A 26,621-nucleotide genomic window follows, 5' to 3' on the forward strand; every position below is an offset into this window, starting at 1 on the left:
CGTCCCCTTCGTCTAGTGGCCTAGGACACCGCCCTTTCACGGCGGTAACAGGGGTTCGAGTCCCCTAGGGGACGCCACTTTTACCCGTGTTTTACGGGACTTCAAAGGCTCATTCGATTATTGAATGGGCCTTTTGTTTTTCTACCTCCTTCATCTTCCAAGTGCCCGATCAGCGGTACGCGATTTCGCTTGCCAGAAAATATTACATGCGTAATATTTCGATCATCATATTTGGGGGTGCCCATGAACGATAAAAAGACCAGGACCCGCGAGCGTATTCTCGATGCTGCCTGTAGCGCCCTGATCCAGCAGGGGCCAGCCGACCCCAGCGTAGGCCAGGTAATGGCTGCGGCAGGCCTCACTGTCGGAGGTTTCTACGCCCATTTCGACAGCAAGGATGAGTTGATGCTGGCGGCATTCGACCAGTTGCTCGGTGAGCGACGGGCCTTGCTCTCGCAAGTCGACCCCAGCCTGTCTGGCGCCGAGCGTCGTGCGCTGGCAGCGGCTTTCTATCTGTCGCGCAAGCACCGTGATGCCTATGAGCACGCCTGTCCCTTGCCTAATTCGCTGGGTGAGATGCAGCGTTTGCCCGAAGCCTTTCGCGAGAAGCTGGCTGAACACCTCGAGCTGATGACGGCGCAGATGGTCGATCGTCCCGAGGATATCGACAAGGCATTCGCCGACCTCGCCCTGATGGTCGGCGGCCTGGCCCTGGCCCGAGCCTTGGGCGCTTCCGAGCTTTCCGACCGTATTCTGCGCGCCGCCAAGTCGGCGGTTATCTGAGCAACCTCAACTCTGGAGCAAGGCGATGACTACCCTGAGCTGGATTCGCAGCGTCAACGGCACCCTTGGCCATCTGGCCCCCGAGCATGTCGCCGAGCGCATGCGTCGCGCCTTCATGACGCCGCGCAACCTGCCTGCGCGGCAATGGGAACTGCCGTTATTGGCATCTGCCGAGCGGATCACCCTGCGCTTCGGTCTTTCGGCGTTGCGCTGGGGCAAGGGGCCGACGGTGCTCCTGATGCACGGCTGGGAGGGGCGGCCCACTCAGTTCGCCGCGCTGATCGAAGCCCTGGTGCAGGCAGGGCATACGGTCGTGTCCCTCGAGGGGCCGGCCCATGGCCGTTCGCCGGGGCAGCAGGCGCATGTGGTGCTGTTCGCCCGGGCACTGCTTGAGGCCGCGGCGGAGCTGCCGCCTTTACGGGCGGTGATCGGTCATTCGATGGGTGGCGCCAGCGTCATGTTGGCGTTGCAGTGGGGATTGCGTGCCGAGTCGGCGGTGAGCATTGCTGCACCTGCCCAATTGCTCGGGGTGTTGCGCGGTTTTGCCCGGCGCCTGGGGATGCCTGGGCGGGCGCGTGCAGCCTTCATTCGCCAGGTCGAGCGCGACGTAGGCGTGCAGATCGATCGGCTGGATGTCAGTGGCTACCAGCTCGAGTTGCCTGGGCTGGTCGTTCATGCGGCTGACGATGCGCTGGTTGCGGCCAGTGAGGCTCAGGTCATTCACAAGGCCTGGTTCGACAGTCGCCTGTTGCTGCTGGAGGAGGGTGGGCATCAACGGGTGCTGGCTGATCCGCGTCTGACCCAGGCTGTGCTCGAGTTGCTGGCACGTACGACCCAACCGGCACGGCAAAGCGCCTGAGCATCCGTTACACTCTGCCCGTTCACTGACTACAGGAGCGGGCATGAGCTGGGATCTGGCAGCGCCATTCATCATCGACCTTCGCGTCGGCACCGAGGATATCGACGGCCTCGGTCACGCCAACAACGCGGTCTACGTCACCTGGCTGGAGCGCTGCGCCTGGCGTCATTCACAACGCCTGGGGCTGGACCTTGCCGAGTATCGTCGTCTGGATCGGGCAATGGCCGTGGTCCGCCATGAGATCGATTATCTGGCAGCGGCGTACGAAGACGACGAGCTGCAATTGGCCACCTGGATCATCGACTGGGATCAGCGCCTGCGCATGACCCGTCGTTTCCAGCTCAAGCGCCCGAGTGACGGGGTCACCCTGTTGCGCGCGCAAACCACCTTTGCCTGTATCGAGCTGTCCAGCGGCAAGCCCAGACGCATGCCGGCCGAGTTCCTCGAAGGCTATGGTCCGGCGCTGATCGGCGCCTGATCGACGGGCATTTTTTGCTAAACTGCCGCCTTTTCTCGTCGAGACCCTGAAATGCAAATTGCCCTGGCCCCAATGGAGGGGCTGGTCGACAACATCCTGCGCGACGTGCTGACCCGCGTCGGTGGTATCGACTGGTGTGTCACCGAGTTCATCCGTGTCTGTGATCGCTTGCTGCCACCTTCGTCGTTCGACAAGTTGGCACCCGAGTTGCGCAACGGTGCGCGCACGGCTGCCGGCACGCCGATGCGTGTGCAGTTGCTGGGCTCCGACCCGCTGTGCCTGGCGGACAACGCCGCCCTGGCCTGTGAACTCGGGGCACCGGTAATCGACCTTAACTTCGGCTGCCCGGCCAAGACCGTGAACAAGTCTCGCGGGGGCGCTGTGCTGCTCAAGGAGCCCGAGCTGCTGCATGCCATCGTTCGTGAGGTTCGACGGGCGGTGCCGGCGCAGATCCCGGTGACGGCAAAGATGCGTCTGGGCTTCGACAGTCCGGATGGTGCGCTGGAGTGTGGCATCGCGCTGGCCGAGGGTGGGTCGCAGCACCTGGTGGTGCATGCGCGAACCAAGGTAGAGGGTTACAAGCCGCCGGCTCACTGGGAGTGGGTGGCGCGGGTGCAGGACGTGGTCACGGTGCCGGTCTTTGCCAATGGCGAGATCTGGACCGTCGATGATTGGCGACGCTGCCGCGAAGTCAGCGGCGCCGAAAACATCATGCTCGGGCGCGGGCTGGTGTCGCGGCCGGATCTGGGCTTGCAGATCGCCGCTGCGCGCGAGGAGCGGGACTACCAGCCGATGGTATGGAGCGATCTGTTACCGCTGCTGCGTGAGTTCTGGCGCCAGGCGCAGGCCAAATTGTCGCCGCGCTATGCGCCCGGGCGGATGAAGCAGTGGTTGGCGATGTTGACCCGCAGCTACCCGGAGGCTGTACTGTTGTTCGCCGAGTTGCGGCGCGAGGATGACTGCGCACGCATCAGCCGGCTGTTGGGTGTCGAGCCAGTGAAAACGGCCTCTTTCACCGAGTGCGTCGCCTGATGGGCAGCTGCATCGTGCGGGGTGGGCAGATTTTTTCATGAGAGCCCTTGAAAGTCCGTTGCCTGACCTTATCTCTTGAGTACGCGATGCCGAAGTCGGGTCGCGTAGTGACTTACTTGCTGAATCTCAGGAGTTTATGACCATGACTACCGCTTTCTCCCTCGCACCACTGTTCCGCCATTCCGTAGGTTTCGATCGTTTCAATGACCTGTTCGAATCCGCGGCACGTAATGAGGCCGGTAGCAGCTACCCGCCCTACAACGTCGAAAAGCATGGCGATGACCACTATCGCATCGTGGTTGCTGCAGCCGGCTTCCAGGAGCAGGATCTCGACCTTCAGGTCGAAAAAGGCGTCCTGACCGTTACCGGTGGCAAGCGCGAAAATGGCGCTGCCGAAGTCACCTATCTGCATCAGGGTATCGCCCAGCGTGCTTTCAAGCTGTCGTTCCGCCTGGCGGATCACATCGAAGTAAAAGCCGCCGGTCTGGCTAACGGCCTGCTCAGCATCGACCTGCTGCGCGTCGTGCCGGAAGAAGCCAAGGCCAAGCGTATTCCGATCAATGGTGAAAAGGCTGCACTGAATTGAATGCAGTGAAGTGAATGGAAGGGCACCCTAGGGTGCCCTTTCGCATTTCTGTGACACCGCCCTCCTGTGGGGCGTGCGCTATCAATAGTCTGCAGGGGTTTCCTGCAAGATCTGGCGAAACTCCGGCAAGGGTAGCGGCCGGCTGTGCAGGTAGCCCTGGTACAGGTAGCAGCCCTGGCGCTCGAGAAACTCCAGTTGCTCTGTCAGTTCGACACCTTCTGCGATCACCGCCAGTTCCAGGCTGCGCGCCATGGCCACGATGGCGCGAACGATCTCGGCATCATTGGGGTCGTTGGGCGCGTCACGCACGAAGGTCTGGTCGATCTTCAGCGCATCCACCGGCAGGCGCTTGAGGTAGGTCAGCGACGAATAGCCCGTGCCGAAATCATCCATGGCGAAGCTCACCCCGTAGCGTTTGAGTTCGCGCATCTTGTTGATGGTGTCTTCCAGGTTCTGGATGACGATGCCCTCGGTGATCTCCAGTTTGAGCATGCGCCTGGGCAGGCGATAGTCGTCGAGGCTGCGTAGTACCCGCTCGACGAAATCATTCTGGCGGAATTGCCTGGGGCTGATATTCACGCAGAGGCTGAAATCGTCGGCACTGATCAGCCCATCCTCGAGCATGCGCGCGCAGGCGTCGCAGGCTTCGTCTAGGATCCAGCTGCCCACCTCTAGTATCAGGCCGCTTTCCTCGAGTACCTGGATGAACTGTGAGGGCGCTTGCTGGCCAAGTTGCGGATGGTGCCAGCGCAAGAGCACTTCGGCGCCGACGATGCGGTTGTCGCGGGCGTCCACCTGGGGCTGGAAGTGCAGGGCCAGTTCGCCACGCGCCAGTGCCAGGCGCAGGTCGTTTTCCATGCGCAGGCGCTCGCTGGCCGCTTTCTGCATGGTGGTGTGGAACAGCTGGGTGGTATTGCGCCCGGAATCCTTGGCCCGGTAAAGGGCGATGTCTGCACGCTTGAGCAAGTCGGCCGGGGTGGCGCCATGGTCGGGAATCAGTGCCACGCCGATGCTGGGCGTCACCTGCAGGCGCTGGCCATCCAGCGACATGGGTTCGGCCAGCAGCTCGCGCAGGGTGTCGGCCAACTCGCGAACCTTGCCCTCGACGTGCTCGCGACTTCCCTCGAGACCGCTGAGCAGGACCACGAATTCGTCGCCGCCCAGGCGTGCCACGGTGTCTTCCAGGCGTACGCTGGCTTCGAGGCGGGCAGTGATGATCTTCAATACCGTGTCGCCGACGGGGTGGCCCAGGGAGTCGTTGATGTGCTTGAAGTGGTCCAGGTCGAGGAACAGCAGGGCGCCGCGCAAGTTGTGACGCTTGAGCAGGGCGATCTGCTGGCTGAGCCGGTCCATCAGCAGGGCACGGTTGGGCAGGTTGGTCAGCGGATCGTGGTAGGCCAGGTGACGGATCTGCGCCTGTGCGTTCTTCAACTGGCTGACATCGCGGGCGGTCAGCAGCAGGCAGTCGGTTTCATTGAGGCTGATCGGCTCGACGGACACCTCGACGGTCAGGATGTCTCCGCGCTTGTTGCGCCCGAGCATTTCCCGGTGGTGTACCCGGCCACGCTCCCCGAGTTCGGCAAGCAAGGCAGCTCGTTGCTTGTCGTCGGCCCAGATGCCCAGTTCGAAAACGGTACGGCCCACCACCTCGCTGCTGCTGTATCCGGTCAGGCGGCAGAAGCCGTCGTTGACCTCGACATAGCGGCCACTGTGCCGTTCGGTGATGGTGATGGCGTCGGGGCTCGAGTGGAAGGCTTTGGCGAACTTCTCCTCGCTGGCCTTGAGTGCCGCTTCGGCGCGCTGTTGCTGGGTGATGTCACGTAGCGTGGTGACGCTGCAGGGTTGGCTGTCTACCGTGATCAGACGGCTGGAGATCACGCAGGTGAGCGGTGAGCCATTGCGGTGGTTGACCACGACCGCGACATTGCTCAAGGCCTGCTCGCGGATCACCCGTTCGATACGCTGGGCGCGCTCGGACGACTCGGCCCACAGGCCGATCTGCTCGGCGCTGCGCCCGATGACCTGTTCGGCCTCCCAGCCGAAGGTCTGGGTGAAGGCTGGATTGATCTCGATGAACTGGCCCGTATCCTGGTGAGTGACGCAGATCGGGTCGGGGCTGACCTGGAACAGGCTGGCGAACTTCTCTTCCGAGGCGCTCAGGCGTTGCTCGCGCTCGACCTGGTCGGTGATGTCCAGCAAGGTGCCGGCCATGCGCAGTGGGTTGCCATGTTCGTCGCGATAAAGCCGCGCACGGCTTTCGATATAGCGCGATGCGCCGTTCTCCAGCTGGACGCGATAGGTGATCTGGTAGTTGCCGGCCGGCCCTTCGCGCAGGCTACGGTAGGCTTGACGCATGACGCTGCGTTCTTCCTCGGGCACGCCTTCGAAGAAGGCGTCGAAGGACTCATGGAAGGGCACCGGGTCAAGGCCGTGCAGTTGCGCGGCGCGCGCGGAGCCATAGAGCATGCCGCTGGGAATGTGCCAGTCCCAGGTACCCAACTGCGCCGAGTCCAGGGCCAGGTCCAGGCGCTCCTGGCTGTCCTTGAGTGCCTGTTCGGCCCGCTTGCGCTCGGTGGTGTCGACAAAGGTGCTGATCAGGTAGGTGATGCCTTCGAGCTCGATACCCTGGGTGCAGAGGATGCCATCGTGGATGTTGCCGCTGGTGGCGCGGAACTGGACTTCCATGATCACCGGGCTACCACTGCTGCGGGTGGCCTCCAGTACTTGCTGTCGCTGCTCGGGGTGAACCCAGAGGCCGAGTTCCACGCTGGTCTTGCCGACGACCTGGGCGCCGGGCCAGCCGAACATGTCCTCGAAGTGCTGGTTGACCTCGAAGATCATGCCATCGTTGCGGCGGGTCAGCAGGATGGCATTGGGGCTGAGGTGGAAGAGGGTGGCAAAACGCTTTTCCGAGTTGATCAATGCGGTTTCGCGATCACGCTGGCGAGTGATCTCGCGGATCACCCCGATCATCTGCGGACGGCCATGGCGATCATGGGTGAGGCTGCCATTGATTTCCAGCCAGTGCAGGCTGCCGTCCGGCCAGCGGATGCGATGACGCATGGCCTGCTCCACGGGCTCGCCATTGACCACGGCGTGGAACAACTGGCGGGTGCGGGTGCGATCTTCCTCCGGCAACAGGTCCAGGTAGTCGATGTCCGCGGGTAGCGGGCGCAAGGGGTCGAAACCGAACAACGCCTGCGTGCCTCGCGACCAACTCACCCGGCCGGTTTCGATATCCCACAGCCAGGCGCCCAGGCGTGCGCCATTCAGCGCCGCCAGCAATTGCGGAGCATTCTGCCAGGCCTGCTCGGACTCCTGGGGGTCGACCGCAGGAATGCGCGGCAGGCGCGGAAAGCGGTTTGCTGATTTGGGCATCGGTACCAGACCTTTGGCGGATGAAGCGTCCTTGTAAGTGAAATGCCTGGCTGATGGACGGTCAGGCGGACCCTGAGTGGCTGTCGAGCAATGCCATGAACGCCTTTGCCGCATTCGATAGCGTTCGTTCGGTATGCAAAATGTAGCCTAGCTGGCGCGACAGCTGTATGCCGGGCAAGGCGATGGGTGCAACCTGTTCATCGAGCATAGTACGTGGCAGCACGCTCCACGCGAGGCCGATGGAAACCATCATCTTGATGGTCTCCAGGTAGTTGGTGCTCATGGCGATGTTCGGCGTCAGGCCCTGACTCTCGAACAAGCGCTGCACGATGTGATGGGTAAAGGTGTTGCCGCCGGGGAACACGGCGGGGTGGCGGGCGATATCGGCCAAGCTGACATCTCCATCAAGGGCCAGGGCGTGCTCCGGGGCCGCTACGAAATCCAGGGCGTCATCCCACACTGGAACGGCCCGGACCAGGTGATGGGGCTCGGGGGCCAGGGTGATCACTGCGATTTCCGCGCGGCCATGGAGAACTTCGTCGTAGGCCGTTTCTGAATCTAGGAACTGAATATCCAGTGCCACGGAAGGGTACTGTCGGGTGAAAGCCCTCAGCAGCGGGGGCAGGCGGTGCAGGCCGATATGATGGCTGGTGGCCAGGGTCAGGCGCCCGGTAACTTCTCCTGTCAAATTGGTCAGGGCGCGGCGCGTATCATCCAGTACATTGAGGATCTGATAGGCGCGAGGCAGCAGAGCTCGGCCGGCTTCGGTCAAGGTGACCTCACGGCCCAGGCGATCGAACAGGCGTACATCCAGTTGCTGCTCCAGGCCGGCGATGCGTTTGCTGACGGCAGGCTGGGTCAGGTGGAGGCGCTCACCGGCGCCGGAAAAACTTCCGGTTTCGGCGATGGCGATGAAGGCGCTGAGGTTGGCGAGATCCATGCGCTCGAATTCCTATTGGTTATCCAAAGTATAAAAATTATGAATTTGAGTTATTCAATCTAACCCCATAGCATCGTCCGTACAAGCCAAGGGGTTATTGGCATAGAAAGACGCTGATGAGGAACAGTCTGATGGCTGGCAAAACGCTCTACGACAAACTCTGGGATGCGCACGAAGTCAAACGGCGCGACGATGGCTCGTCCTTGATCTATATCGATCGTCACATCATCCATGAAGTGACTTCGCCGCAAGCTTTCGAAGGCCTGCGCCTGGCCAATCGCAAGCCATGGCGCATCGACGCCAACATCGCCACGCCCGACCACAACGTGCCGACCACGCCAGAGCGCAAGGGCGGTATCGAGGCCATCGTCGACCAAGTGTCGCGCCTGCAGGTGCAGACCCTGGACGAGAACTGTGACGAATACGGCATCGTCGAATTCAAGATGAACGACGAGCGCCAGGGCATCGTCCACGTCATCAGCCCGGAGCAGGGCGCCACCTTGCCGGGCATGACCGTAGTCTGCGGTGACTCGCACACCTCGACCCACGGCGCCTTCGGGGCCTTGGCCCATGGCATCGGCACCTCCGAGGTTGAGCACGTGCTCGCCACCCAGTGCCTGGTTGCCAAGAAGATGAAGAACATGCTGGTACGCGTCGAAGGCCAGTTGCCGGTCGGCGTCACCGCGAAGGATATCGTGCTTGCCGTCATCGGCAAGATCGGTACTGCCGGTGGCAATGGCCACGCCATGGAGTTCGCCGGCAGCGCCATCCGCGAGCTGTCGATGGAAGGTCGCATGACCATCTGCAACATGTCCATCGAAGCCGGGGCCCGTGTCGGGCTGGTGGCTACCGATGCGACCACCGTTGCCTATGTCGAAGGCCGTCCGTATGCGCCCAAGGGCGAGGACTGGAAACGTGCCGTCGAAGCCTGGAAAGACCTGGTCTCCGACGATGATGCCGTGTTCGACACCGTGGTCGAACTCGACGCTGCACAGATCAAGCCGCAGGTCAGCTGGGGCACTTCCCCGGAAATGGTGCTCGCCGTCGACCAGCGCGTGCCGGATCCGGCCGCTGAGGCCGATCTGATCAAGCGTGGTTCGATCGAGCGCGCGCTCAAGTACATGGGCCTCACTGCCAACCAGGCGATCACTGATATCCAGCTGGACCGCGTGTTCATCGGCTCCTGCACCAACTCGCGGATCGAAGACCTGCGCGCTGCGGCGGACATCGCCAAGGGCCGCAAGGTTGCCGCTACCGTCAAGCAGGCCATCGTCGTGCCGGGCTCGGGTCTGGTCAAGGCCCAGGCCGAGCGTGAGGGCTTGGACAAGATCTTCCTCGAGGCGGGCTTCGAGTGGCGTGAACCAGGTTGCTCCATGTGCCTGGCGATGAACCCGGACCGCCTGGAAAGCGGCGAGCATTGTGCCTCGACGTCCAATCGCAACTTCGAAGGCCGTCAGGGTGCCGGTGGTCGTACCCACCTGGTCAGCCCGGCCATGGCCGCCGCCGCTGCGGTAACTGGCCACTTCATCGATGTCCGCGAGTTGATCCAAGGGAGCGCAGCATGAAAGCCTTTACCCAGCACACCGGCCTCGTCGCGCCGTTGGATCGTGCCAACGTCGACACCGACCAGATCATCCCCAAGCAGTTTCTCAAGTCGATCAAGCGTACCGGCTTCGGCCCCAACCTGTTCGACGAGTGGCGCTACCTGGACGTGGGCCAGCCCTACCAGGACAACAGCAAGCGCCCGGTGAACAAGGAGTTCGTGCTCAACCACGAACGCTACCAGGGTGCCAGCGTGTTGCTGGCGCGGGAGAACTTCGGTTGCGGCTCCAGCCGCGAGCACGCACCTTGGGCGCTGGACGAGTACGGTTTCCGCAGCATCATTGCGCCGAGCTTTGCCGACATCTTCTTCAATAATAGCTTCAAGAACGGCCTGCTGCCGATCATCCTCAGCGATGAGGAAGTGGATGAGTTGTTCAAGCAGGTCGAAGCCAACCCGGGCTACCAGCTGACCATCGACTTGCAGGCGCAGGCTGTCACCCGTCCAGATGGCAAGGTGCTGCACTTCGAGATCGATGCGTTCCGCAAGCACTGCCTGCTCAACGGCCTGGACGACATCGGTCTGACCTTGCAGGACAGCGACGCGATCAAGGCCTTCGAAGGCAAGCACCGCGCCGCGCAGCCCTGGCTGTTCCGGGATGCTTGAAGCAGGTAGGTGACAGTACCGGCCTCTTCGCGGGCAAGCCCGCTCCTACAGATATCACAAGGCCTGAGGCAATGCTGTATTAGTGGGAGCGGCTTGCCCGCGAAGAGGCCGGTACAGGCAATAAAACCAAAAGGATTCAATCATGACGGGTACCAGCCACACCGAAGTAGTCCAGCGCCAGTTCGGCGAGCAGGCCAGCGCCTACCTCAGCAGCACCGTGCATGCCCAGGGCAGCGAGTTCGCCCTGCTGCAGGCCGAGCTGCAAGGGCAGGGCGCTGCTCGCGTGCTGGACCTGGGCTGTGGCGCCGGTCATGTCAGTTTTCACGTGGCCCCACTGGTGGCCGAAGTGGTGGCATACGATCTTTCCCAGTCGATGCTTGACGTGGTTGCCAAGGCCGCCAGCGAGCGTGGGCTGGGCAATATCGTCACCGAGCGCGGCGCCGCCGAGCGTCTGCCGTTCGCCGACGCATCGTTCGACTTCGTCTTCAGCCGCTATTCGGCACATCACTGGAGCGACCTGGGCCTGGCCCTGCGTGAAGTGCGTCGGGTGCTCAAGCCCGGTGGCGTGGCGGCATTCGTCGATGTCATGTCGCCGGGCAGCCCGTTGCTCGACACCTACCTGCAAAGCGTCGAGGTGCTGCGCGACACCAGCCACGTGCGTGATTATTCTGCCGCCCAGTGGCAGCGCCAGGTCAGTGAGGCAGGGCTGTTCACGCGCAGCCATAGCCGTCAGCGCCTGCGTCTGGAGTTCGCATCCTGGGTGGAGCGCATGCGTACCCCAGAACCGATGCGTGTGGCCATTCGCCAGTTGCAGCAGGCGATGGGCGAGGAAGTGCGGCAGTATTACCAGATCGAAGCCGATGGCTCCTTCAGCACCGATGTCCTGGTGCTGTGGGCCGAGCGATAGAGTTTTCGGCGTGGCTGAACGGGCCGCGCTGTTTGAATGAATAGAGGAAAGCATGAGCAAGCAGATTCTGATTCTCCCAGGTGATGGCATCGGTCCGGAAATCATGGCCGAGGCGGTCAAGGTGCTGGAACTGGCCAACGACAAGTTCGGCCTGGGCTTCGCCCTGGAGCACGACGTGATCGGTGGTGCGGCCATCGACAAGCACGGCGTACCGCTGGCTGACGAAACCCTGGAACGCGCGCGCAAGGCCGATGCCGTGCTGCTCGGCGCCGTCGGCGGGCCGAAGTGGGACAAGATCGAGCGTGATATCCGTCCTGAGCGCGGTCTGCTGAAGATTCGTTCGCAACTGGGCCTGTTTGCCAACCTGCGTCCGGCGATCCTCTATCCGCAACTGGCTGACGCTTCGTCGCTCAAGCCCGAGATCGTCTCCGGGCTGGACATCCTCATCGTCCGCGAACTGACCGGTGGCATCTACTTCGGTGCTCCGCGCGGCCAGCGCGAACTCGAAGGCGGCGAGCGCCAGGCCTATGACACCCTGCCCTACAGCGAGAGTGAAGTGCGCCGCATCGCCCGTGTGGGCTTCGACATGGCTCGCGTGCGCGGCAAGAAACTGTGCTCGGTGGACAAGGCCAACGTCCTGGCTTCCAGCCAGCTGTGGCGTGAAGTGGTCGAAGACGTGGCCAAGGACTACCCGGACGTCGAACTGAGCCACATGTATGTCGACAACGCCGCGATGCAGCTGGTGCGAGCACCCAAGCAGTTCGACGTGGTGGTGACCGACAACATGTTCGGTGACATTCTGTCGGATGAGGCTTCCATGCTGACCGGTTCCATCGGCATGCTGCCTTCTGCTTCGCTGGATGCCGACAACAAGGGCATGTACGAGCCATGCCACGGCTCGGCGCCTGACATCGCAGGCCAGGGCATCGCCAACCCGCTGGCGACCATCCTCTCGGTGTCGATGATGCTGCGTTACAGCTTTAACCAGCAGGCCGCTGCCGAGGCGATCGAGCAGGCTGTGAGCCGGGTGCTGGATCAGGGGCTGCGTACCGGCGACATCTGGTCGGCCGGTTGCACCAAGGTCGGTACGCAGGAAATGGGCGACGCAGTAGTCGCAGCGCTGCGGAATCTGTAATCTCTCTGGCCCGCCATCGTTTCCCTTCGATGGCGGCCCACTTTTTAGCAAAGGTGTAGTTGCGATGAAACGTGTAGGTCTGATCGGTTGGCGCGGTATGGTCGGTTCCGTGCTCATGCAGCGGATGCTGGAGGAGCAGGACTTCGACCTTATCGAGCCGGTGTTCTTCACCACCTCCAACGTGGGTGGCCAAGGCCCGAACGTGGGCAAGGATATTGCTCCGCTCAAGGACGCTTATTCGATCGAAGAGCTCAAGACCCTCGACGTGATCCTGACTTGCCAGGGCGGCGACTACACCAACGAGGTCTTCCCCAAGCTGCGCGAAGCCGGCTGGCAGGGTTACTGGATCGACGCCGCCTCGTCCCTGCGCATGCAGGATGATGCGGTCATCATCCTCGACCCGGTCAACCGCAGGGTCATCGACCAGCAGCTGGACGCTGGCACCAAGAACTATATCGGCGGCAACTGCACCGTCAGCCTGATGCTGATGGGCCTGGGCGGGCTGTTCGAAGCCGGCCTGGTCGAGTGGATGAGCGCCATGACTTACCAGGCGGCCTCCGGTGCTGGTGCGCAGAACATGCGCGAGCTGATCAAGCAGATGGGGGCGACCCATGCCGCGGTGGCCGACGATCTGGCCAACCCGGCCAGCGCGATCCTCGACATCGATCGCAAGGTTGCCGAAGCCATGCGCAGCGAAGCCTACCCGACCGAGAACTTCGGCGTGCCGCTGGCCGGCAGCCTGATCCCGTGGATCGACAAGGAACTGCCAAACGGGCAGAGCCGTGAGGAGTGGAAGGCGCAGGCCGAGACCAACAAGATCCTCGGCCGCTTCAAGAGCCCGATTCCGGTCGATGGCATCTGCGTACGTATCGGCGCCATGCGCTGCCACAGCCAGGCCCTGACCATCAAGCTCAACAAGGACGTGCCGATCGCCGATATCGAAGGCATGATCAGCCAGCACAACCCCTGGGTGAAGCTGGTGCCGAACCAGCGCGAGATCAGCATGCAGGAACTGAGTCCGACCAACGTGACCGGTACCCTGAACATTCCGGTCGGTCGTCTGCGCAAGCTGAACATGGGTTCCCAGTACCTGGGGGCCTTCACTGTCGGCGACCAACTGCTGTGGGGCGCTGCCGAGCCACTGCGTCGCATGTTGCGGATTCTGCTGGAGCGTTGATCGCCTCAAGCTGAGCGAAAACCCGTGCTGGAGACAGCGCGGGTTTTTTGTTTGTGCGGCAATCAAGTAAAGTGCCGCTCCCGCCGTACCCGCAGAAGGAGCCAAACCATGAGCCAACCCCTAGATATCGCCGTTGTCGGCGCCACCGGCAGCGTCGGTGAGACCCTCGTGCAGATTCTCGAGGAGCTGGAGTTCCCGGTCGCGACCCTGCACCTGCTGGCCAGCATGGAGTCGGCGGGCAGCAGTGTGATGTTCGCCGGCAAGAAGGTGCGAGTGCGTGAGGTGGACAGCTTCGACTTCGCCCAGGTCAAGCTGGCGTTCTTCGCAGCAGGTGCTGCCGTCAGCCGCAGTTTTGCGCAGAAGGCACGCGAGGCCGGCTGCTCGGTGATCGATCTGTCGGGCGGGCTGGATGACGCGCTGGCGCTGGTGCCGGAGGCCAATGGCGAGGTCGTGGACAGCCTTGCATTGCCAGCCTTGCTGGCCAGCCCAAGCAGCGCCGCTGTTGCTCTGGCTGTCGCGTTGGCACCGCTCAAGGGGTTGCTGGATATCGAGCGGGTCCAGGTGATGGCCTGCCTGGCCATCTCGTCCCAGGGGCGCGAGGCGGTGAACGAGCTGGCGCGGCAGACGGCCGAGCTGCTCAACGCCCGCCCGTTGGAGCCGCGTTTCTTCGATCGCCAGGTGGCGTTCAACCTGCTGGCGCAGGTGGGTGCCACCGATGAGCAGGGGCATGCAACGCTGGAGCGTCGCCTGGTCAGCGAACTGCGCGTGCTGCTGGGGCTGCCTGAACTGAAGATTTCCGTGAGTTGTGTTCAAGTCCCGGTGTTTTTCGGCGATAGCTTCAGTGTGGCGGTGCAGAGCCGTCAGCCGGTCGATCTGCAGTCGGTCAACCAGGCGCTGGATGCCGCTGTCAGCGTCGAGCGTGTGGAAAATGACGATTATCCGACCCCTGTCGGTGACGCAGTGGGCCAAGACGTGGTCTATGTTGGTCGTGTACGCCATGGCGTCGATGAGGATCAGCAACTCAACTTGTGGCTGACCACCGACAACGTGCGCAAGGGTGCGGCGCTCAACGCCGTACAATTGGCGCAATTGTTGATAAAAAAAATGGCGTAAAAGATACTGGCCAGCAATTTTGTCCTACACCACTGGCAGGTTTTTAGGACGATTCATACAAGGGAAGAGGTCATGCTTCGAATTCGCAAACTGGTTCTGGCCATCGCGGCCGCCTCGGCGCTGTCGTCCGGCATGGCCAATGCCCTTGGCCTGGGGGAGTTGACCCTCAAGTCGGCGCAGAACCAGCCGCTGGATGCCGAGATCGAGTTGCTCGATGTGCGCGACCTCACCGCCGCCGAAGTGGCGCCGAGCCTGGCCCCTCCCGAGGAGTTCGCCAAGGCTGGGGTGACGCTGCCCGCCTATCTGGAAGACCTGACGTTCACGCCGGTGATCAACCCCAACGGTCGCAGCGTGTTGCGCGTGACATCCAGCAAGCCGCTGCCGGAGCCGGTGGTCAAGTTCCTGGTTCAGGTGATGTGGCCCCAAGGGCGGCTGTTGCGTGACTACAACGTGGCGCTCGACAAGCCGCAACAGGCCAACGCCAAGCCTGCCCAGGGCACCATCAGCCCGGCGGTGAGCGCCGCCAGCTACACCACGCGCCAGCGCGACACGCTCTGGCAGATCGCTGCGCGCAACACCCACGGCGGTTCGATCCAGCAGACCATGCTGGCGATCCAGGCCCTGAATCCCGATGCCTTCATCGGCAACAACATCAACCAGCTCAAGACCGGTCAGGTGCTGCGTCTTCCTGACCAGCAGCAGATCCGCAGCATCGCCCAGGGCGAGGCGATCCGCGAGGTTTCCGAGCAGTACGCGGCCTGGCGCGAAGGTCGGCGCCTGGGGCCGCGTGCGCGGCAGTTGGACGCTACCCGTCGAGGGGCCGCCGAAGCCGCGCCTGCACGTATCGCCCAGGGCGATAACCTGCGGCTGGTTGCGCCGGGCACCCAGGCGGGTGCCGGTAGTGCCAAGGCCCTCAGCGACAAGCTGGCCGTGGCCCAGGAAAGCCTGGATACCAGCCGCCGCGACAACGAAGAACTCAAGAGCCGCATGACCGACCTGCAGAGCCAGCTGGACAAGCTGCAGCGTCTGATCGAATTGAAGAACGACCAACTGGCGCGTCTCGAGGCGCAAGGTGCCGCCGAGCCGGCAGCACCTGTAGCCGCGACGCCGCCGGTCGAGCCGGTGGTCAACGCCCAGCTGGCGCCTGGCGAACCTGCGGTCACGCCACCGCCCGCAGCGGCGGATACTGCGCCGCAAGCAGCGGCGGCGCCAGAGCAGCAACCGAGCGTACTCGACGAACTGCTGGGCAATCCGCTGCTGCTGGCGCTGTTGGCGGGCTCGGCCTTCCTCGTGTTGCTGCTCCTGTTGCTGCTTCTGGCGCGCAAGCGCAAGGCCCAGCAGGAAGCAGAGAAGCACCTGCGCATGGCGCGGGCCCTGGCCGAGGAAGGTGAGCGCGGTCCGGATCTGGACCTGCCGCCCAGCAGTTTCGATGGGCTGGATGTGTCGGCGCCGAGCGTGACCTTGGCGCCTGCCGTGGTGGCGGCCTCTGCTGCAGCCGCGGCTGCGGCGGAAAAACCAGTCGTTGCCAGCGCTCCGGCTGATGCCGATCCGCACGCGGCGCTGTTGGCCGAGGTCGACGAGAGTGTCGCCAAGGGGCGCTTGAACCACGCCGCGACTCTGCTGGAGCCGGTGGTGGCTGCTGAGCCGCAGCGCAGCGACCTGCGCCTGAAACTGATGGAAGTCTACGCCCGCCAAGGTGATCAGGACGCGTTCGCCGGCCAGGAGCGTCAGTTGCCCGGTACACCTGAGAACCAGGGCGAAGTCGAGGGGCTCAAGCAGCGTTATCCGGCCATGCTCGGTGTTGCAGCGGTGGCAGGGCTCGGCGCGGCTGCGCTGGCGGCGGAGATGGACGAGCAGTATGTGCAGGAGCTGCTTCAGGAGCACGAGGCTGCACCTGCCGCAGAGCCCGAGCCGGTTGTCGACGAAGCGGTAGCGGTGGCGCCCGAGCCTGAGCCTGAGCTGGACAGCGTGCCGGACCCCGACGACGTGACCGCCACCGCCACGGACGATCTGGACAGCGCGTTCGACCTGAGTCTGGACGATGACCTGACGCTCGACGACCCGCTCGATGCCCCGGTGCTGGATGCACCTGAGGCGACGCAAGCGCTCGAGGTCGTGGCTGAGCCGGCGATTCAGCCCGAGCCGGTCGCCGAGAGTGATGCCGACGACGATTTCGAAGCGTTGCTGGCGCAGGCTCAGGCGCAATCCGAGCCACAAAGCCTGGATGATCTGGCGGACTTCGATCTGGATGTCGGTGAGCCTGCGGTAGCCGCGCCGCCTGCTGCCGAGCCGGAGGCGCCCGTGGATGTCGCTGCCGAGCTGGCTGCCTTCGACGAGATTCCGGAATTCGACCCGATTTCCGAGCTCGAGCTGCCGGACGACTTCGACCTGTCGTTGTCGCTGGATGACGAATCGCCGGCCGACAAGCACTTCGCCTCGGAGCTCAGTGACGTCAACGCCGAGCTCGACAAGTTGTCGCAGAGCCTGGCATCGCCGTCGCTGGAGCCGCACTTCACTGCCGAGGATGCGGCGCTCGAGCCTGGAGCCCTGGATGACCTGGACTTCGACTTCTTCTCCGGCACCGACGAAGTGGCCACCAAGCTCGACCTGGCTCGCGCCTACATCGACATGGGCGATCACCAGGGCGCCCGAGATATCCTCGACGAGGTGGTCAAGGATGGCGACGACGGTCAGCGCCAGGAGGCGCAGGACATGCTGTCGCGTCTGGTCTGACGCGTAGCGGGCCCCGAACGGACAACGGCAGCCCTGAGGGCTGCCGTTGTCGTTATAATGGCCGCCTTTTCGTTTCATCCACAGGTTTGGCTTTCTTGGACATCAACGACATCGACGCGGCCGAATCGGCGGCTGAAGGGTACTCGCGCATCGCCCTGGGCGTGGAATACAAAGGTTCGCGCTACCGCGGCTGGCAACGCCAGGCCAGCGGCGTGCCCAGTGTCCAGCAGGCGCTGGAGCAGGCATTGTCGAAGGTCGCCGACTCGCCGATCAGTGTCATGTGCGCCGGGCGCACCGACGCCGGCGTTCACGGCTGCGGCCAGGTGGTGCACTTCGATACCCGTGCAGTGCGTGACGAGCGTGCCTGGACCCTGGGCACCAACTTCAACCTGCCCCATGACATCAGCGTGGTCTGGGCGCGGACGATGCCTGCGCACTTCCATGCGCGGTTCAAGGCCACCGCCCGGCGTTACCGCTACGTCATCTACAACGATCCGATCCGTCCGGCGCACTTGGCCGAAGAGGTGACCTGGAATCACCGCCCGCTGGATGTCGCGGCGATGGCCGAGGCCGCCGAATACTTGCTCGGCACCCATGACTTCAGCGCGTTCAGGGCCAGCCAGTGCCAGGCCAAGTCGCCGATCAAGCATATCCACCATCTGCGTGTTACCCGCCATGGTCGGATGATCGTGCTCGATGTACGTGCCACGGCCTTCCTGCATCACATGGTGCGCAATATCGCTGGTGTGCTCATGACCATCGGTGCTGGCGAGCGCCCTGTGGAGTGGGCCCGTGAGGTGCTCGAGGGGCGCAACCGTCGGGAGGGGGGCGTGACGGCGCACCCTTACGGCCTGTACCTGGTGCAGGTGGAGTATCCGGAAGAGTTCGCCCTGCCGCAGCGTTACATCGGCCCACACTTTCTTACAGGCTACGAGGCGTTGGCAGACTGACGGGCGAAACGTCATTTGCTAACATCCGGCCCTTCACCGATCACTCAAGGTTCGTCGTCCATGAGCAACGTCCGCACCAAGATCTGCGGGATTACCCGCATCGAAGATGCGCTGGCCGCCGTCGAGGCCGGTGCCGATGCCATTGGCTTCGTCTTCTATGCCAAGAGCCCGCGCGCGGTGGATGTGCGCCAGGCGCGGGCGATCATCGAGCAGTTGCCGCCCTTCGTGACCACGGTGGGGCTGTTCGTCAACGCGTCACGCTGTGAGCTGAACGAGATCCTCGAGGTGGTTCCACTGGACCTGCTACAGTTCCACGGCGACGAAACCCCCGCTGATTGCAAAGGCTATCACCGCCCATGGATCAAGGCCCTGCGAGTGCGCCCCGGGGATGATATCGAGGCTGCCTGCCAGCAGTACTCCGGCGCCCGTGGCATTCTCCTGGACACCTACGTGGCCGGCGTGCCGGGGGGGACTGGCGAAGCCTTCGATTGGTCGCTGGTGCCGAAGCGCCTGAGCAAGCCGATCATCCTCGCGGGTGGGTTGTCGGCGGACAACGTCGGCCAGGCCATTGCCCAGGTTCGCCCCTATGCGGTGGACGTCAGTGGCGGCGTCGAGCAGGCCAAGGGCATCAAGGATGCCAGCAAGATCGAAGCCTTCATGCGCGCGGTCCGCGCGGCGTGACGGTGGATGTGACGGTTGGCGGCGTGCCATCGTCCATAGCTATCGCAGCCCGGTGCTGCCCGGCTGGCCCCGTGGGGCTGGTCATCAGAACACGCGACGCCAGGGGCGTCGGCGTACAGGTTGAAGGTGGAGTGGTGCGCGGGTGGTCCCCGTGACCGGTCCATCGTCGTTTCGAACACGAATTTGAGCTCAAGGGTCGGGGCAGGGCAGGCGACAGCAAGCCCGCCAGCGGCCAAAACGGGAGAATAGAGCATGAGCAACTGGTTGGTAGACAAACTGATCCCTTCGATCATGCGTTCCGAGGTGAAGAAGAGCTCGGTGCCGGAAGGCCTGTGGCACAAGTGCCCGGCTTGCGAAGCCGTGCTGTATCGTCCGGAGCTGGAAAAAACACTCGACGTCTGCCCCAAGTGCAACCATCACATGCGTATCGGCGCCCGTGAGCGTATCGACATCTTCCTCGATGCCGAAGGCCGCGCCGAGCTGGGTGCCGACCTGGAACCGGTCGATCGCCTGAAGTTCCGTGATGGCAAGAAGTACAAGGATCGCCTGACCGCTGCCCAGAAGCAGACTGGCGAGAAGGACGCGCTGGTCTCGGTCAGCGGTACCCTCATGGGCATGCCGATCGTGGTCAGCGCCTTCGAGTTCTCCTTCATGGGGGGGTCGATGGGTGCCATCGTCGGCGAGCGCTTTGTGCGCGCAGCCAACTACGCCCTGGAAAACCGTTGCCCGATGATCTGTTTCTCCGCCTCCGGCGGTGCGCGCATGCAGGAAGCGCTGATCTCGCTGATGCAGATGGCCAAGACCTCGGCGGTGCTGGCGCGCCTGCGTGAAGAGGGCATCCCGTTCATCTCGGTGCTGACCGACCCGGTCTATGGTGGTGTATCCGCCAGCCTCGCGATGCTGGGCGATGTCATCGTTGGCGAACCGAAGGCGTTGATCGGCTTTGCCGGCCCGCGTGTGATCGAGCAGACCGTGCGCGAAAAACTGCCAGAGGGCTTCCAGCGCAGCGAGTTCCTGCTGGAGCACGGCGCCATCGACCTGATCATCTCCCGTCATGAGCTGCGTCCACGCCTGGCCCGCCTGTTGGCCCAGATGACCGGCCAACCGACCCCCGAGCAGGCGAAAGAAGCGGCCGTCGTCGCGTGATGAGCCAGCGTACTCTGGGCGAGTGGCTCGCATACCTCGAGCAGTTGCACCCTTCGGCCATCGACATGGGCCTGGAGCGTTCGCAGCAGGTGCTGGCGCGCCTCGCGCTCGGTCGGCTGGCGCCGCGGGTGGTGACGGTTACCGGCACCAACGGCAAGGGCTCGACCTGCGCGTTCGTCGCCTCGCTGCTGCGTGCCCAGGGGCTGAAGGTCGGCGTGTACAGCTCGCCGCACCTGTTGCGTTACAACGAAAGGGTGCTGATCGATGGCGTCGAAGCCAGCGATGAGCGACTGTGCGAAGCCTTCGCCGCCGTCGAGGCGGTGCGGGGCGAGATTTCCCTTACCTACTTCGAGATGGGTACGTTGGCGGCGTTCTGGCTGTTCCAGCAGTCGCAACTCGATGCCGTGGTGCTCGAAGTGGGCCTTGGTGGCCGTCTGGACACCGTGAACGTAGTGGATGCCGACCTGGCGCTGGTGACCAGCATCGGTGTCGACCATGTCGATTACCTGGGTGACACCCGCGAACTGGTGGCCTTCGAGAAGGCTGGCATCTTCCGTGCGGGCAAGCCGGCGCTGTGCGGCGACCTGGACCCACCGCAGCCGCTGCTGGACAAGGCCGCCGAACTGGCTGCGCCGCTGTTCCTGCGTGGGCGTGAGTTCGACCTTGGCAGCGCTGAAGGCCGCTGGAGCTGGCGTGGTACTGCGACCGATGGTCAGTCGGTGGAGCTGCATGACCTGCCGCTGCTCGACCTGCCCATGGAAAACGCTGCCCTGGCACTGCAGGCCTATCTGCTGATGGGTTTGCCGTGGCAGGCAGCGCAAGTTCGCCAGGCATTGCTCGATACCCGCATTACCGGTCGCCTGGACCGTCGCCAGTTGACCTGGCAGGGCAAGGCGGTGGAGCTGCTGCTGGATGTCGGGCACAACCCGCATGCCGCCGAGTACCTGGCTCGCCGCCTGGCTGCACGCCCGCTGAAGGGGCGTCGCCTGGCGGTTTTCGGCCTGCTCGCAGACAAGGACCTGGAAGGCGTGATCGCGCCATTGCAGGGCTTGGTCGACGACTGGGCGGTAACCCCTCTGGACACCCCGCGCAGCCGCACCGCTGCCGAACTGGCCACCGCCTTGACGAACGAAGGTGCTACGGTGAAGTCTTATGCCAGTGTCGCCGCAGCCCTCGAAGGGCAGTGTGCACAGGCAACGGCGGATGACCAGATCCTGCTGTTCGGTTCGTTTTTCTGCGTCGGCCAAGCCTTGGAATGGCTCGAGCGGCAGGCCCCGGAGGATGGAGTAGATGGCAGTGCTGGATAAAGGGATGAAGCAGCGCATGGTCGGTGCGCTGGTGCTGGTGGCGCTGGCGGTGATCTTCCTGCCGATGCTGTTCACCCGCGAGGACGAGATGCGCCAGGTGCGTGTCGAGGCGCCCCAGGCGCCGGCCATGCCAAGCCTGCCTGAGGTCAAGGTGGAGCCTGTGCAGGTGCCGGAGCCCCAGGCGCTGCCCGATCCCTCGGAGCAAGCGCCGGTGGTGGTCGATGAGTCCACTGCGCCGGTCAGCGCGCCAAGCCAGCCGATCACTCCGTCGCCTTCGCAGGTCGCCCAGGTGCCGGTGGTCAAGCCGCCAGCGCCTGCCGCTAAAGTTGAAACGCGCCCGGTGCAGCCTGCCACTCCGGCACCTGCTGCCACCGCCAGTGCAAGCAAGCCGGCGGCAGCGTCGAAGATCGACGCCAACGGCCTGCCGGTAAGTTGGTCGATCCAACTGGCCAGCCTGTCCAACCGCGCTGGGGCCGATAACCTGCAGAAGACCCTGCGCAGTCAGGGCTACAACGCCTACATCCGTTCGGCTGACGGCATGAATCGGGTGTTCGTCGGTCCGCTGATCGACCGCGCTGAAGCCGAGCGTGTGCGTGATGTGATCAACCGCCAGCAGAATCTCAAGGGTATCGTGGTTCGTTTCCAGCCGGAACGAGGCTGAATCCGGACGGCCCTGCCCGATCTGCGCATTGATGCAGGTCGGGCAGGGCCGTTTTTCGTTCGGATTCCATCCTTCGCGAATGCGGCAAAGTTGTCCTGGAAGTCAGGCTGCAGGCCTTCAGCGACGTGACATTCCGCTTACCCCAAGCCCTTCGCTCTGTTAAAATGCGCCGCCTCAAACGTCTGCAGGCAGCACCGTGGCATTTACCTGGGTTGATTGGGCGATCATTGCGGTCGTCGCCGTTTCCTCACTGATCAGTCTCAAGCGCGGCTTCGTCAAGGAAGCCTTGTCCTTGCTCATCTGGATCATTGCCGGCGCGGTCGCCTGGATGTTCGGCGGGTCGCTGTCGCAGTACCTGGAGAGCTATATCCAGACACCCTCGGCACGAATCATCGCCGGGTGTACCATTCTTTTCGTCGCCACCCTGTTGGTGGGGGCGATGATCAACTTCCTCGTCGGCGAGCTGATCCGCGTGACCGGGCTGTCCGGCACCGATCGTTTCCTCGGCATGGCGTTCGGCGCCGCGCGCGGGGCCTTGCTGGTGGTGGTGGCCGTCGGGCTGCTCAGCCTGGGCCCGGTACAACAGGATCCGTGGTGGCAGGAATCACGCCTGATACCACAATTTCTATTGGTCGCTGACTGGTCGAAGAACCTGATTCTCGGTTTTGCCGGTCAGTGGATGTCCAGTGGGATCAGCTCTCCAGTTGATCTTCCGTTCAAGGAACAGCTGCTCGGTCCATCCCGGCCCTGAGCGCTTTTCACTCAAGTTTCGTCAAAGTAGGGGTTGCGTCGCATGTGTGGCATCGTCGGTATCGTCGGTAAGTCGAACGTCAATCAGGCGCTGTATGACGCGCTAACGGTCCTCCAGCACCGCGGCCAGGACGCTGCCGGTATCGTTACCAGCCATGACGGCCGGTTGTTCCTGCGCAAGGATAATGGCCTGGTGCGCGACGTCTTCCAGCAGCGCCACATGCAGCGCCTGGTCGGCCACATGGGCATCGGCCATGTGCGCTACCCGACCGCGGGCAGCTCCACCTCGGCCGAGGCCCAGCCGTTCTACGTCAACTCGCCATATGGCATCACCCTTGCGCACAACGGCAACCTGACCAACGTCGAGCAGTTGGCCAAGGAGATCTACGAGTCCGACCTGCGTCACGTCAACACCAATTCCGACTCGGAAGTGCTGCTCAACGTGTTCGCCCATGAGCTGGCTGTACGCGGCAAGCTGCAGCCGACCGAGGAAGACGTGTTCGCGGCGGTCTCTCACGTGCACAGCCGCTGCGTCGGTGGCTATGCGGTGGTGGCGATGATCACCGGCTACGGCATCGTCGGCTTCCGCGATCCCAACGGGATTCGCCCGGTGGTGTTCGGCCAGCGCCACACCGACGAAGGCGTCGAGTACATGATCGCCTCCGAAAGCGTTGCCCTGGACGTCCTCGGTTTCACCCTGATCCGTGACCTGGCGCCGGGTGAAGCGGTATACATCACCGAAGAAGGGCAGATGTACACCAAGCAGTGTGCCAACAACCCGAAACTGCAACCCTGCATCTTCGAGCATGTTTACCTGGCCCGTCCTGACTCGATCATGGATGGCGTCTCGGTGTACAAGGCGCGTCTGCGCATGGGCGAGAAGCTGGCCGAGAAGATCCGTCGCGAGCGCCCCGAGCACGACATCGACGTGGTCATCCCGATCCCGGACACCAGCCGCACCGCGGCCCTGGAGCTGGCCAACCACCTGGGTGTGAAGTTCCGCGAAGGCTTCGTCAAGAACCGCTACATCGGCCGTACCTTCATCATGCCCGGCCAGGCTGCGCGCAAGAAGTCCGTACGCCAGAAGCTCAACGCCATCGAACTCGAGTTCCGTGGCAAGAACGTGATGCTGGTGGACGACTCGATCGTGCGTGGTACCACCTGCAAGCAGATCATCCAGATGGCCCGTGAGGCAGGCGCGAAGAACGTCTACTTCTGCTCCGCGGCGCCGGCTGTGCGTTACCCCAACGTCTACGGCATCGACATGCCGAGCGCTCACGAACTGATCGCCCACAACCGTACCACCGAACAGGTGGCCGAGTTGATCGGCGCCGACTGGCTGATTTATCAGGACCTGCCGGACCTGATCGAGTCGGTCGGTGGTGGCAAGATCAAGATCGAGCACTTCGATTGCGCGGTGTTCAACGGTGAATACGTCACCGGCGACATCGACGATGCCTATCTGGAACGTATCGAGCAGGCTCGTAACGATGCGGCCAAGGTCAAGACCCAGGCTGTCAGCGCGATCATCGACCTGTACAACAACTGACTTTGGGCTTTTTAGGAGTAACGGCATGACGGATCAATGGGATGCCGGACGGCTGGACAGCGACCTGGAGGGTGTCGGTTTCGACACCCTGGCAGTGCGTGCCGGTCAGCACCGTACGCCTGAGGGCGAGCACAGCGAAGCACTGTTCCTGACCTCCAGCTATGTCTTCCGCACGGCCGCCGATGCGGCTGCGCGGTTTGCTGGCGAAACGCCGGGCAACGTTTATTCGCGCTACACCAACCCGACCGTGCGTGCCTTCGAGGAACGCCTGGCGGCCATGGAAGGCGCAGAGCAGGCCGTGGCGACTTCCACCGGCATGGCGGCGATTCTCGCCGTGGTCATGTCGCTGTGCAGCGCTGGCGATCACGTGCTGGTATCGCAGAGCGTATTCGGCTCGACCATCAGCCTGTTCGAGAAGTATTTCAAGCGCTTCGGCGTGCAGGTGGACTATGTGCCGCTGGTCGATCTCGGCGGTTGGAAGAACGCCCTCAAGGCCAACACCAAGCTGCTGATCGTCGAGTCGCCGTCCAACCCGCTGGCAGAACTGGTGGATATCGCTGCACTGGCCGAAATCGCCCATGCCGGTGGCGCGATGCTGGTGGTGGACAACTGCTTCAGCACTCCGGCGCTGCAGCAACCACTCAAGCTGGGTGCCGACATCGTCTTCCACTCCGCGACCAAGTTCATTGACGGCCAGGGCCGTTGCATGGGCGGTGTGGTTGCCGGTCGTGCCGAGCAGATGAAGGAAGTGGTGGGCTTTCTGCGTACCGCGGGGCCGACCCTCAGCCCGTTCAATGCCTGGATTTTCACCAAGGGCCTGGAGACCCTCAAGCTGCGCATGCGTGCACACTGCGAGAGCGCGCAGGCCTTGGCTGAGTGGCTGGAGCAGCAGGATGGTGTAGAGAAGGTGCATTACGCCGGCCTGCCAAGCCACCCGCAACACGAACTGGCCAAGCGCCAGATGAGTGGCTTCGGCGCCGTGGTCAGCTTCGAGGTCAAGGGTGGCAAAGAGGGCGCCTGGCGCTTTATCGACGCCACTCGAGTGATTTCGATCACCACGAACCTGGGTGACAGCAAGACCACCATCGCCCATCCGGCGACCACCTCCCACGGTCGTCTGAGCCCGCAGGAGCGTGAGGCAGCCGGCATCCGCGACAGCCTGATTCGCGTTGCGGTGGGGCTTGAGGACGTCGCCGACCTGCAGGCCGACCTGGCGCGTGGGTTGGCAGCGCTGTGATCGACTGGGCAGGCGGCGAGCCAGACCATAACGGTCGGGTGGCCCTGGTGACCGGTGCCGCGCGCGGCATCGGCCTGGGCATCGCCGCCTGGCTGATCTGCGAAGGTTGGCAGGTGGTGTTGAGTGACCTGGACCGCCAACGTGGGTCCAAGGTTGCCAAGACACTGGGCAGCAACGCCTGGTTCATCGCCATGGATGTTTCCGACGAGGCTCAGGTCAGCGCTGGCGTGGCGCAGGTACTGGGCCAGTTCGGGCGTCTGGATGCGCTGGTGTGCAACGCGGCCATTGCCAACCCGCACAACCATACACTCGAAAGCCTGAGCCTCGCGCAATGGAATCGTGTATTGGCGGTCAACCTCAGTGGCCCGATGTTGCTGGCCAAGCATTGTGCGCCTTACCTGCGCGCGCATGGCGGGGCGATCGTCAACCTGGCCTCCACACGTGCACGTCAGTCGGAGCCGGATACCGAGGCCTATGCCGCGAGCAAGGGTGGGCTGCTGGCACTGACCCACGCCCTGGCCATGAGCCTGGGGCCAGAGATCCGGGTCAATGCCGTCAGCCCTGGTTGGGTCGACGCTCGCGATCCGTCCCAGCGCCGCGCCGAACCCCTCACCGAAGCCGACCATGCCCAGCATCCAACGGGCAGGGTAGGGACGGTGGAGGATGTCGCGGCACTGGTGGCCTGGCTGTTGTCGCGTCAGGCCGGGTTCGTCACAGGCCAGGAGTTCGTGGTCGATGGTGGCATGAGCCGCAAGATGATCTACAGCTGACGCGTCACTTGTCGCTGTGCAAAGCAAAGGAGCCGACAAGGCTCCTTTTTCGTTCTGGCGTTTTTTCAGGTTTTTGAAAAAAAATTCAACGGGGCTATTGACTTAGCATCGGTACCTGCGTAAATTTCGCGGCCTCAGCGAAGCAAACGCAACAAGCAACATCGCGAGGGTGATTAGCTCAGCCGGGAGAGCATCTGCCTTACAAGCAGAGGGTCGGCGGTTCGATCCCGTCATCACCCACCA

Annotated in this window: 23 protein-coding genes and 2 tRNA genes; 23 read left to right on the forward strand and 2 right to left on the reverse strand. The window is 63.4% G+C overall.

Annotated features, from left to right (window positions below; all coding sequences use genetic code 11):
* The first annotated feature begins 1 nt into the window (after position 1).
* The 6 genes from AC2CGW_RS24845 to AC2CGW_RS24870 all read left to right on the forward strand — a co-directional run bounded on the left by AC2CGW_RS24845 (position 2) and on the right by AC2CGW_RS24870 (position 3,738).
* Positions 2-77, forward strand: a tRNA-Glu gene (locus AC2CGW_RS24845).
* A 166-nt stretch (positions 78-243) separates the two neighbouring features.
* A complete protein-coding gene (locus tag AC2CGW_RS24850; RefSeq protein ID WP_186707941.1) occupies positions 244-783 on the forward strand; it encodes a TetR/AcrR family transcriptional regulator in 540 nt (179 codons plus the stop codon).
* Positions 784-808: 25 nt separating this feature from the next.
* A complete protein-coding gene (locus AC2CGW_RS24855; RefSeq protein WP_186707939.1) occupies positions 809-1,642 on the forward strand; it encodes an alpha/beta fold hydrolase in 834 nt (277 codons plus the stop codon).
* Positions 1,643-1,685: 43 nt separating this feature from the next.
* Positions 1,686-2,120 carry an acyl-CoA thioesterase gene (locus tag AC2CGW_RS24860; protein ID WP_186666789.1) on the forward strand — a complete coding sequence of 145 codons (435 nt, stop codon included), beginning with the start codon at positions 1,686-1,688 and terminating at the stop codon, positions 2,118-2,120.
* A gap of 51 nt (positions 2,121-2,171) precedes the next feature.
* Positions 2,172-3,152 carry a tRNA dihydrouridine synthase gene (locus AC2CGW_RS24865; protein ID WP_484574757.1) on the forward strand — a complete coding sequence of 327 codons (981 nt, stop codon included), beginning with the start codon at positions 2,172-2,174 and terminating at the stop codon, positions 3,150-3,152.
* A 142-nt stretch (positions 3,153-3,294) separates the two neighbouring features.
* The gene (locus AC2CGW_RS24870) at positions 3,295-3,738 is read left to right on the forward strand and encodes an Hsp20 family protein (protein WP_186666787.1); all 444 of its coding nucleotides are present in this window, start codon (positions 3,295-3,297) and stop codon (positions 3,736-3,738) included.
* An 81-nt stretch (positions 3,739-3,819) separates the two neighbouring features.
* On the opposite strand, the gene AC2CGW_RS24875 is transcribed toward AC2CGW_RS24870, so the two are convergent.
* Positions 3,820-7,116: a PAS domain S-box protein gene (locus AC2CGW_RS24875; RefSeq protein WP_186666786.1), complete on the reverse strand. Its 3,297-nt coding sequence runs from the start codon at positions 7,114-7,116 to the stop codon at positions 3,820-3,822.
* Positions 7,117-7,177: 61 nt separating this feature from the next.
* Positions 7,178-8,056: a LysR family transcriptional regulator gene (locus AC2CGW_RS24880; protein ID WP_186666785.1), complete on the reverse strand. Its 879-nt coding sequence runs from the start codon at positions 8,054-8,056 to the stop codon at positions 7,178-7,180.
* Between the two features lie 131 nt (positions 8,057-8,187).
* Here AC2CGW_RS24880 and leuC point away from each other — a divergent pair, with 131 nt between their 5' ends.
* The 17 genes from leuC (at position 8,188) to AC2CGW_RS24965 (ending at position 26,621) form a co-directional block, all read left to right on the forward strand.
* On the forward strand, positions 8,188-9,621 hold the full coding sequence (gene leuC, locus AC2CGW_RS24885; RefSeq protein WP_125930420.1) for a 3-isopropylmalate dehydratase large subunit: 1,434 nt from the start codon (positions 8,188-8,190) through the stop codon (positions 9,619-9,621).
* A complete protein-coding gene (leuD, locus tag AC2CGW_RS24890; RefSeq protein ID WP_186666784.1) occupies positions 9,618-10,262 on the forward strand; it encodes a 3-isopropylmalate dehydratase small subunit in 645 nt (214 codons plus the stop codon). The genes leuC and leuD overlap by 4 nt, the downstream gene beginning before the upstream one ends.
* Positions 10,263-10,404: 142 nt before the next feature.
* Positions 10,405-11,169: a class I SAM-dependent methyltransferase gene (locus tag AC2CGW_RS24895; protein ID WP_186666783.1), complete on the forward strand. Its 765-nt coding sequence runs from the start codon at positions 10,405-10,407 to the stop codon at positions 11,167-11,169.
* A 52-nt stretch (positions 11,170-11,221) separates the two neighbouring features.
* Entirely contained in the window at positions 11,222-12,304 is a 1,083-nt protein-coding gene (leuB, locus tag AC2CGW_RS24900; protein WP_186707937.1) for a 3-isopropylmalate dehydrogenase, read from the forward strand.
* A gap of 64 nt (positions 12,305-12,368) precedes the next feature.
* Positions 12,369-13,481 carry an aspartate-semialdehyde dehydrogenase gene (gene asd / locus AC2CGW_RS24905; protein ID WP_186666781.1) on the forward strand — a complete coding sequence of 371 codons (1,113 nt, stop codon included), beginning with the start codon at positions 12,369-12,371 and terminating at the stop codon, positions 13,479-13,481.
* Positions 13,482-13,589: 108 nt separating this feature from the next.
* Complete coding sequence (locus tag AC2CGW_RS24910) at positions 13,590-14,594, forward strand: aspartate-semialdehyde dehydrogenase (protein ID WP_186722455.1); 1,005 nt, start codon at positions 13,590-13,592, stop codon at positions 14,592-14,594.
* A 72-nt stretch (positions 14,595-14,666) separates the two neighbouring features.
* Positions 14,667-17,327, forward strand: a complete 2,661-nt coding sequence (locus tag AC2CGW_RS24915; RefSeq protein WP_484574758.1) for a motility hub landmark protein FimV — start codon at positions 14,667-14,669, stop codon at positions 17,325-17,327.
* A gap of 95 nt (positions 17,328-17,422) precedes the next feature.
* Positions 17,423-18,277 (forward strand): tRNA pseudouridine(38-40) synthase TruA, encoded by an 855-nt coding sequence (truA, locus tag AC2CGW_RS24920; RefSeq protein ID WP_189665229.1) that lies wholly within the window; start codon positions 17,423-17,425, stop codon positions 18,275-18,277.
* Between the two features lie 60 nt (positions 18,278-18,337).
* Positions 18,338-18,958, forward strand: a complete 621-nt coding sequence (locus AC2CGW_RS24925; RefSeq protein WP_484574759.1) for a phosphoribosylanthranilate isomerase — start codon at positions 18,338-18,340, stop codon at positions 18,956-18,958.
* Between the two features lie 252 nt (positions 18,959-19,210).
* Positions 19,211-20,104 (forward strand): acetyl-CoA carboxylase, carboxyltransferase subunit beta, encoded by an 894-nt coding sequence (gene accD / locus AC2CGW_RS24930; protein ID WP_186707929.1) that lies wholly within the window; start codon positions 19,211-19,213, stop codon positions 20,102-20,104.
* Positions 20,104-21,411: a bifunctional tetrahydrofolate synthase/dihydrofolate synthase gene (folC, locus tag AC2CGW_RS24935; RefSeq protein ID WP_186707927.1), complete on the forward strand. Its 1,308-nt coding sequence runs from the start codon at positions 20,104-20,106 to the stop codon at positions 21,409-21,411. The genes accD and folC overlap by 1 nt, the downstream gene beginning before the upstream one ends.
* The gene (locus AC2CGW_RS24940) at positions 21,395-22,072 is read left to right on the forward strand and encodes an SPOR domain-containing protein (RefSeq protein ID WP_186722458.1); all 678 of its coding nucleotides are present in this window, start codon (positions 21,395-21,397) and stop codon (positions 22,070-22,072) included. Before folC ends, AC2CGW_RS24940 begins: the two co-directional genes overlap by 17 nt.
* Before the next feature lie 196 nt (positions 22,073-22,268).
* Positions 22,269-22,823, forward strand: a complete 555-nt coding sequence (locus AC2CGW_RS24945; protein ID WP_186666775.1) for a CvpA family protein — start codon at positions 22,269-22,271, stop codon at positions 22,821-22,823.
* A 42-nt stretch (positions 22,824-22,865) separates the two neighbouring features.
* Complete coding sequence (purF, locus tag AC2CGW_RS24950) at positions 22,866-24,371, forward strand: amidophosphoribosyltransferase (protein ID WP_186666774.1); 1,506 nt, start codon at positions 22,866-22,868, stop codon at positions 24,369-24,371.
* A 25-nt stretch (positions 24,372-24,396) separates the two neighbouring features.
* Positions 24,397-25,608: an O-succinylhomoserine sulfhydrylase gene (locus AC2CGW_RS24955; RefSeq protein WP_411384083.1), complete on the forward strand. Its 1,212-nt coding sequence runs from the start codon at positions 24,397-24,399 to the stop codon at positions 25,606-25,608.
* Positions 25,605-26,378, forward strand: coding sequence for an SDR family oxidoreductase (locus AC2CGW_RS24960; protein ID WP_411384084.1), 774 nt, complete (start codon positions 25,605-25,607; stop codon positions 26,376-26,378). The genes AC2CGW_RS24955 and AC2CGW_RS24960 overlap by 4 nt, the downstream gene beginning before the upstream one ends.
* Positions 26,379-26,545: 167 nt before the next feature.
* Positions 26,546-26,621: transfer RNA gene (locus AC2CGW_RS24965), tRNA-Val, on the forward strand.

The sequence above is a fragment of the Pseudomonas sp. SYWMCR5 genome, assembly GCF_057197165.1.

Excerpts from the sequence above, each read along its gene's own strand:
- AC2CGW_RS24850 (WP_186707941.1), top strand. The coding sequence starts at position 244 with ATGAACGATAAAAAGACCAGGACCCGCGAGCGTATTCTCGATGCTGCC.
- AC2CGW_RS24855 (WP_186707939.1), top strand. The coding sequence starts at position 809 with ATGACTACCCTGAGCTGGATTCGCAGCGTCAACGGCACCCTTGGCCAT.
- AC2CGW_RS24860 (WP_186666789.1), top strand. The coding sequence starts at position 1,686 with ATGAGCTGGGATCTGGCAGCGCCATTCATCATCGACCTTCGCGTCGGC.
- AC2CGW_RS24865 (WP_484574757.1), top strand. The coding sequence starts at position 2,172 with ATGCAAATTGCCCTGGCCCCAATGGAGGGGCTGGTCGACAACATCCTG.
- AC2CGW_RS24870 (WP_186666787.1), top strand. The coding sequence starts at position 3,295 with ATGACTACCGCTTTCTCCCTCGCACCACTGTTCCGCCATTCCGTAGGT.
- AC2CGW_RS24875 (WP_186666786.1), bottom strand. The coding sequence starts at position 7,116 with ATGCCCAAATCAGCAAACCGCTTTCCGCGCCTGCCGCGCATTCCTGCG.
- AC2CGW_RS24880 (WP_186666785.1), bottom strand. The coding sequence starts at position 8,056 with ATGGATCTCGCCAACCTCAGCGCCTTCATCGCCATCGCCGAAACCGGA.
- leuC (WP_125930420.1), top strand. The coding sequence starts at position 8,188 with ATGGCTGGCAAAACGCTCTACGACAAACTCTGGGATGCGCACGAAGTC.
- leuD (WP_186666784.1), top strand. The coding sequence starts at position 9,618 with ATGAAAGCCTTTACCCAGCACACCGGCCTCGTCGCGCCGTTGGATCGT.
- AC2CGW_RS24895 (WP_186666783.1), top strand. The coding sequence starts at position 10,405 with ATGACGGGTACCAGCCACACCGAAGTAGTCCAGCGCCAGTTCGGCGAG.
- leuB (WP_186707937.1), top strand. The coding sequence starts at position 11,222 with ATGAGCAAGCAGATTCTGATTCTCCCAGGTGATGGCATCGGTCCGGAA.
- asd (WP_186666781.1), top strand. The coding sequence starts at position 12,369 with ATGAAACGTGTAGGTCTGATCGGTTGGCGCGGTATGGTCGGTTCCGTG.
- AC2CGW_RS24910 (WP_186722455.1), top strand. The coding sequence starts at position 13,590 with ATGAGCCAACCCCTAGATATCGCCGTTGTCGGCGCCACCGGCAGCGTC.
- AC2CGW_RS24915 (WP_484574758.1), top strand. The coding sequence starts at position 14,667 with ATGCTTCGAATTCGCAAACTGGTTCTGGCCATCGCGGCCGCCTCGGCG.
- AC2CGW_RS24925 (WP_484574759.1), top strand. The coding sequence starts at position 18,338 with ATGAGCAACGTCCGCACCAAGATCTGCGGGATTACCCGCATCGAAGAT.
- accD (WP_186707929.1), top strand. The coding sequence starts at position 19,211 with ATGAGCAACTGGTTGGTAGACAAACTGATCCCTTCGATCATGCGTTCC.
- folC (WP_186707927.1), top strand. The coding sequence starts at position 20,104 with ATGAGCCAGCGTACTCTGGGCGAGTGGCTCGCATACCTCGAGCAGTTG.
- AC2CGW_RS24940 (WP_186722458.1), top strand. The coding sequence starts at position 21,395 with ATGGCAGTGCTGGATAAAGGGATGAAGCAGCGCATGGTCGGTGCGCTG.
- purF (WP_186666774.1), top strand. The coding sequence starts at position 22,866 with ATGTGTGGCATCGTCGGTATCGTCGGTAAGTCGAACGTCAATCAGGCG.
- AC2CGW_RS24955 (WP_411384083.1), top strand. The coding sequence starts at position 24,397 with ATGACGGATCAATGGGATGCCGGACGGCTGGACAGCGACCTGGAGGGT.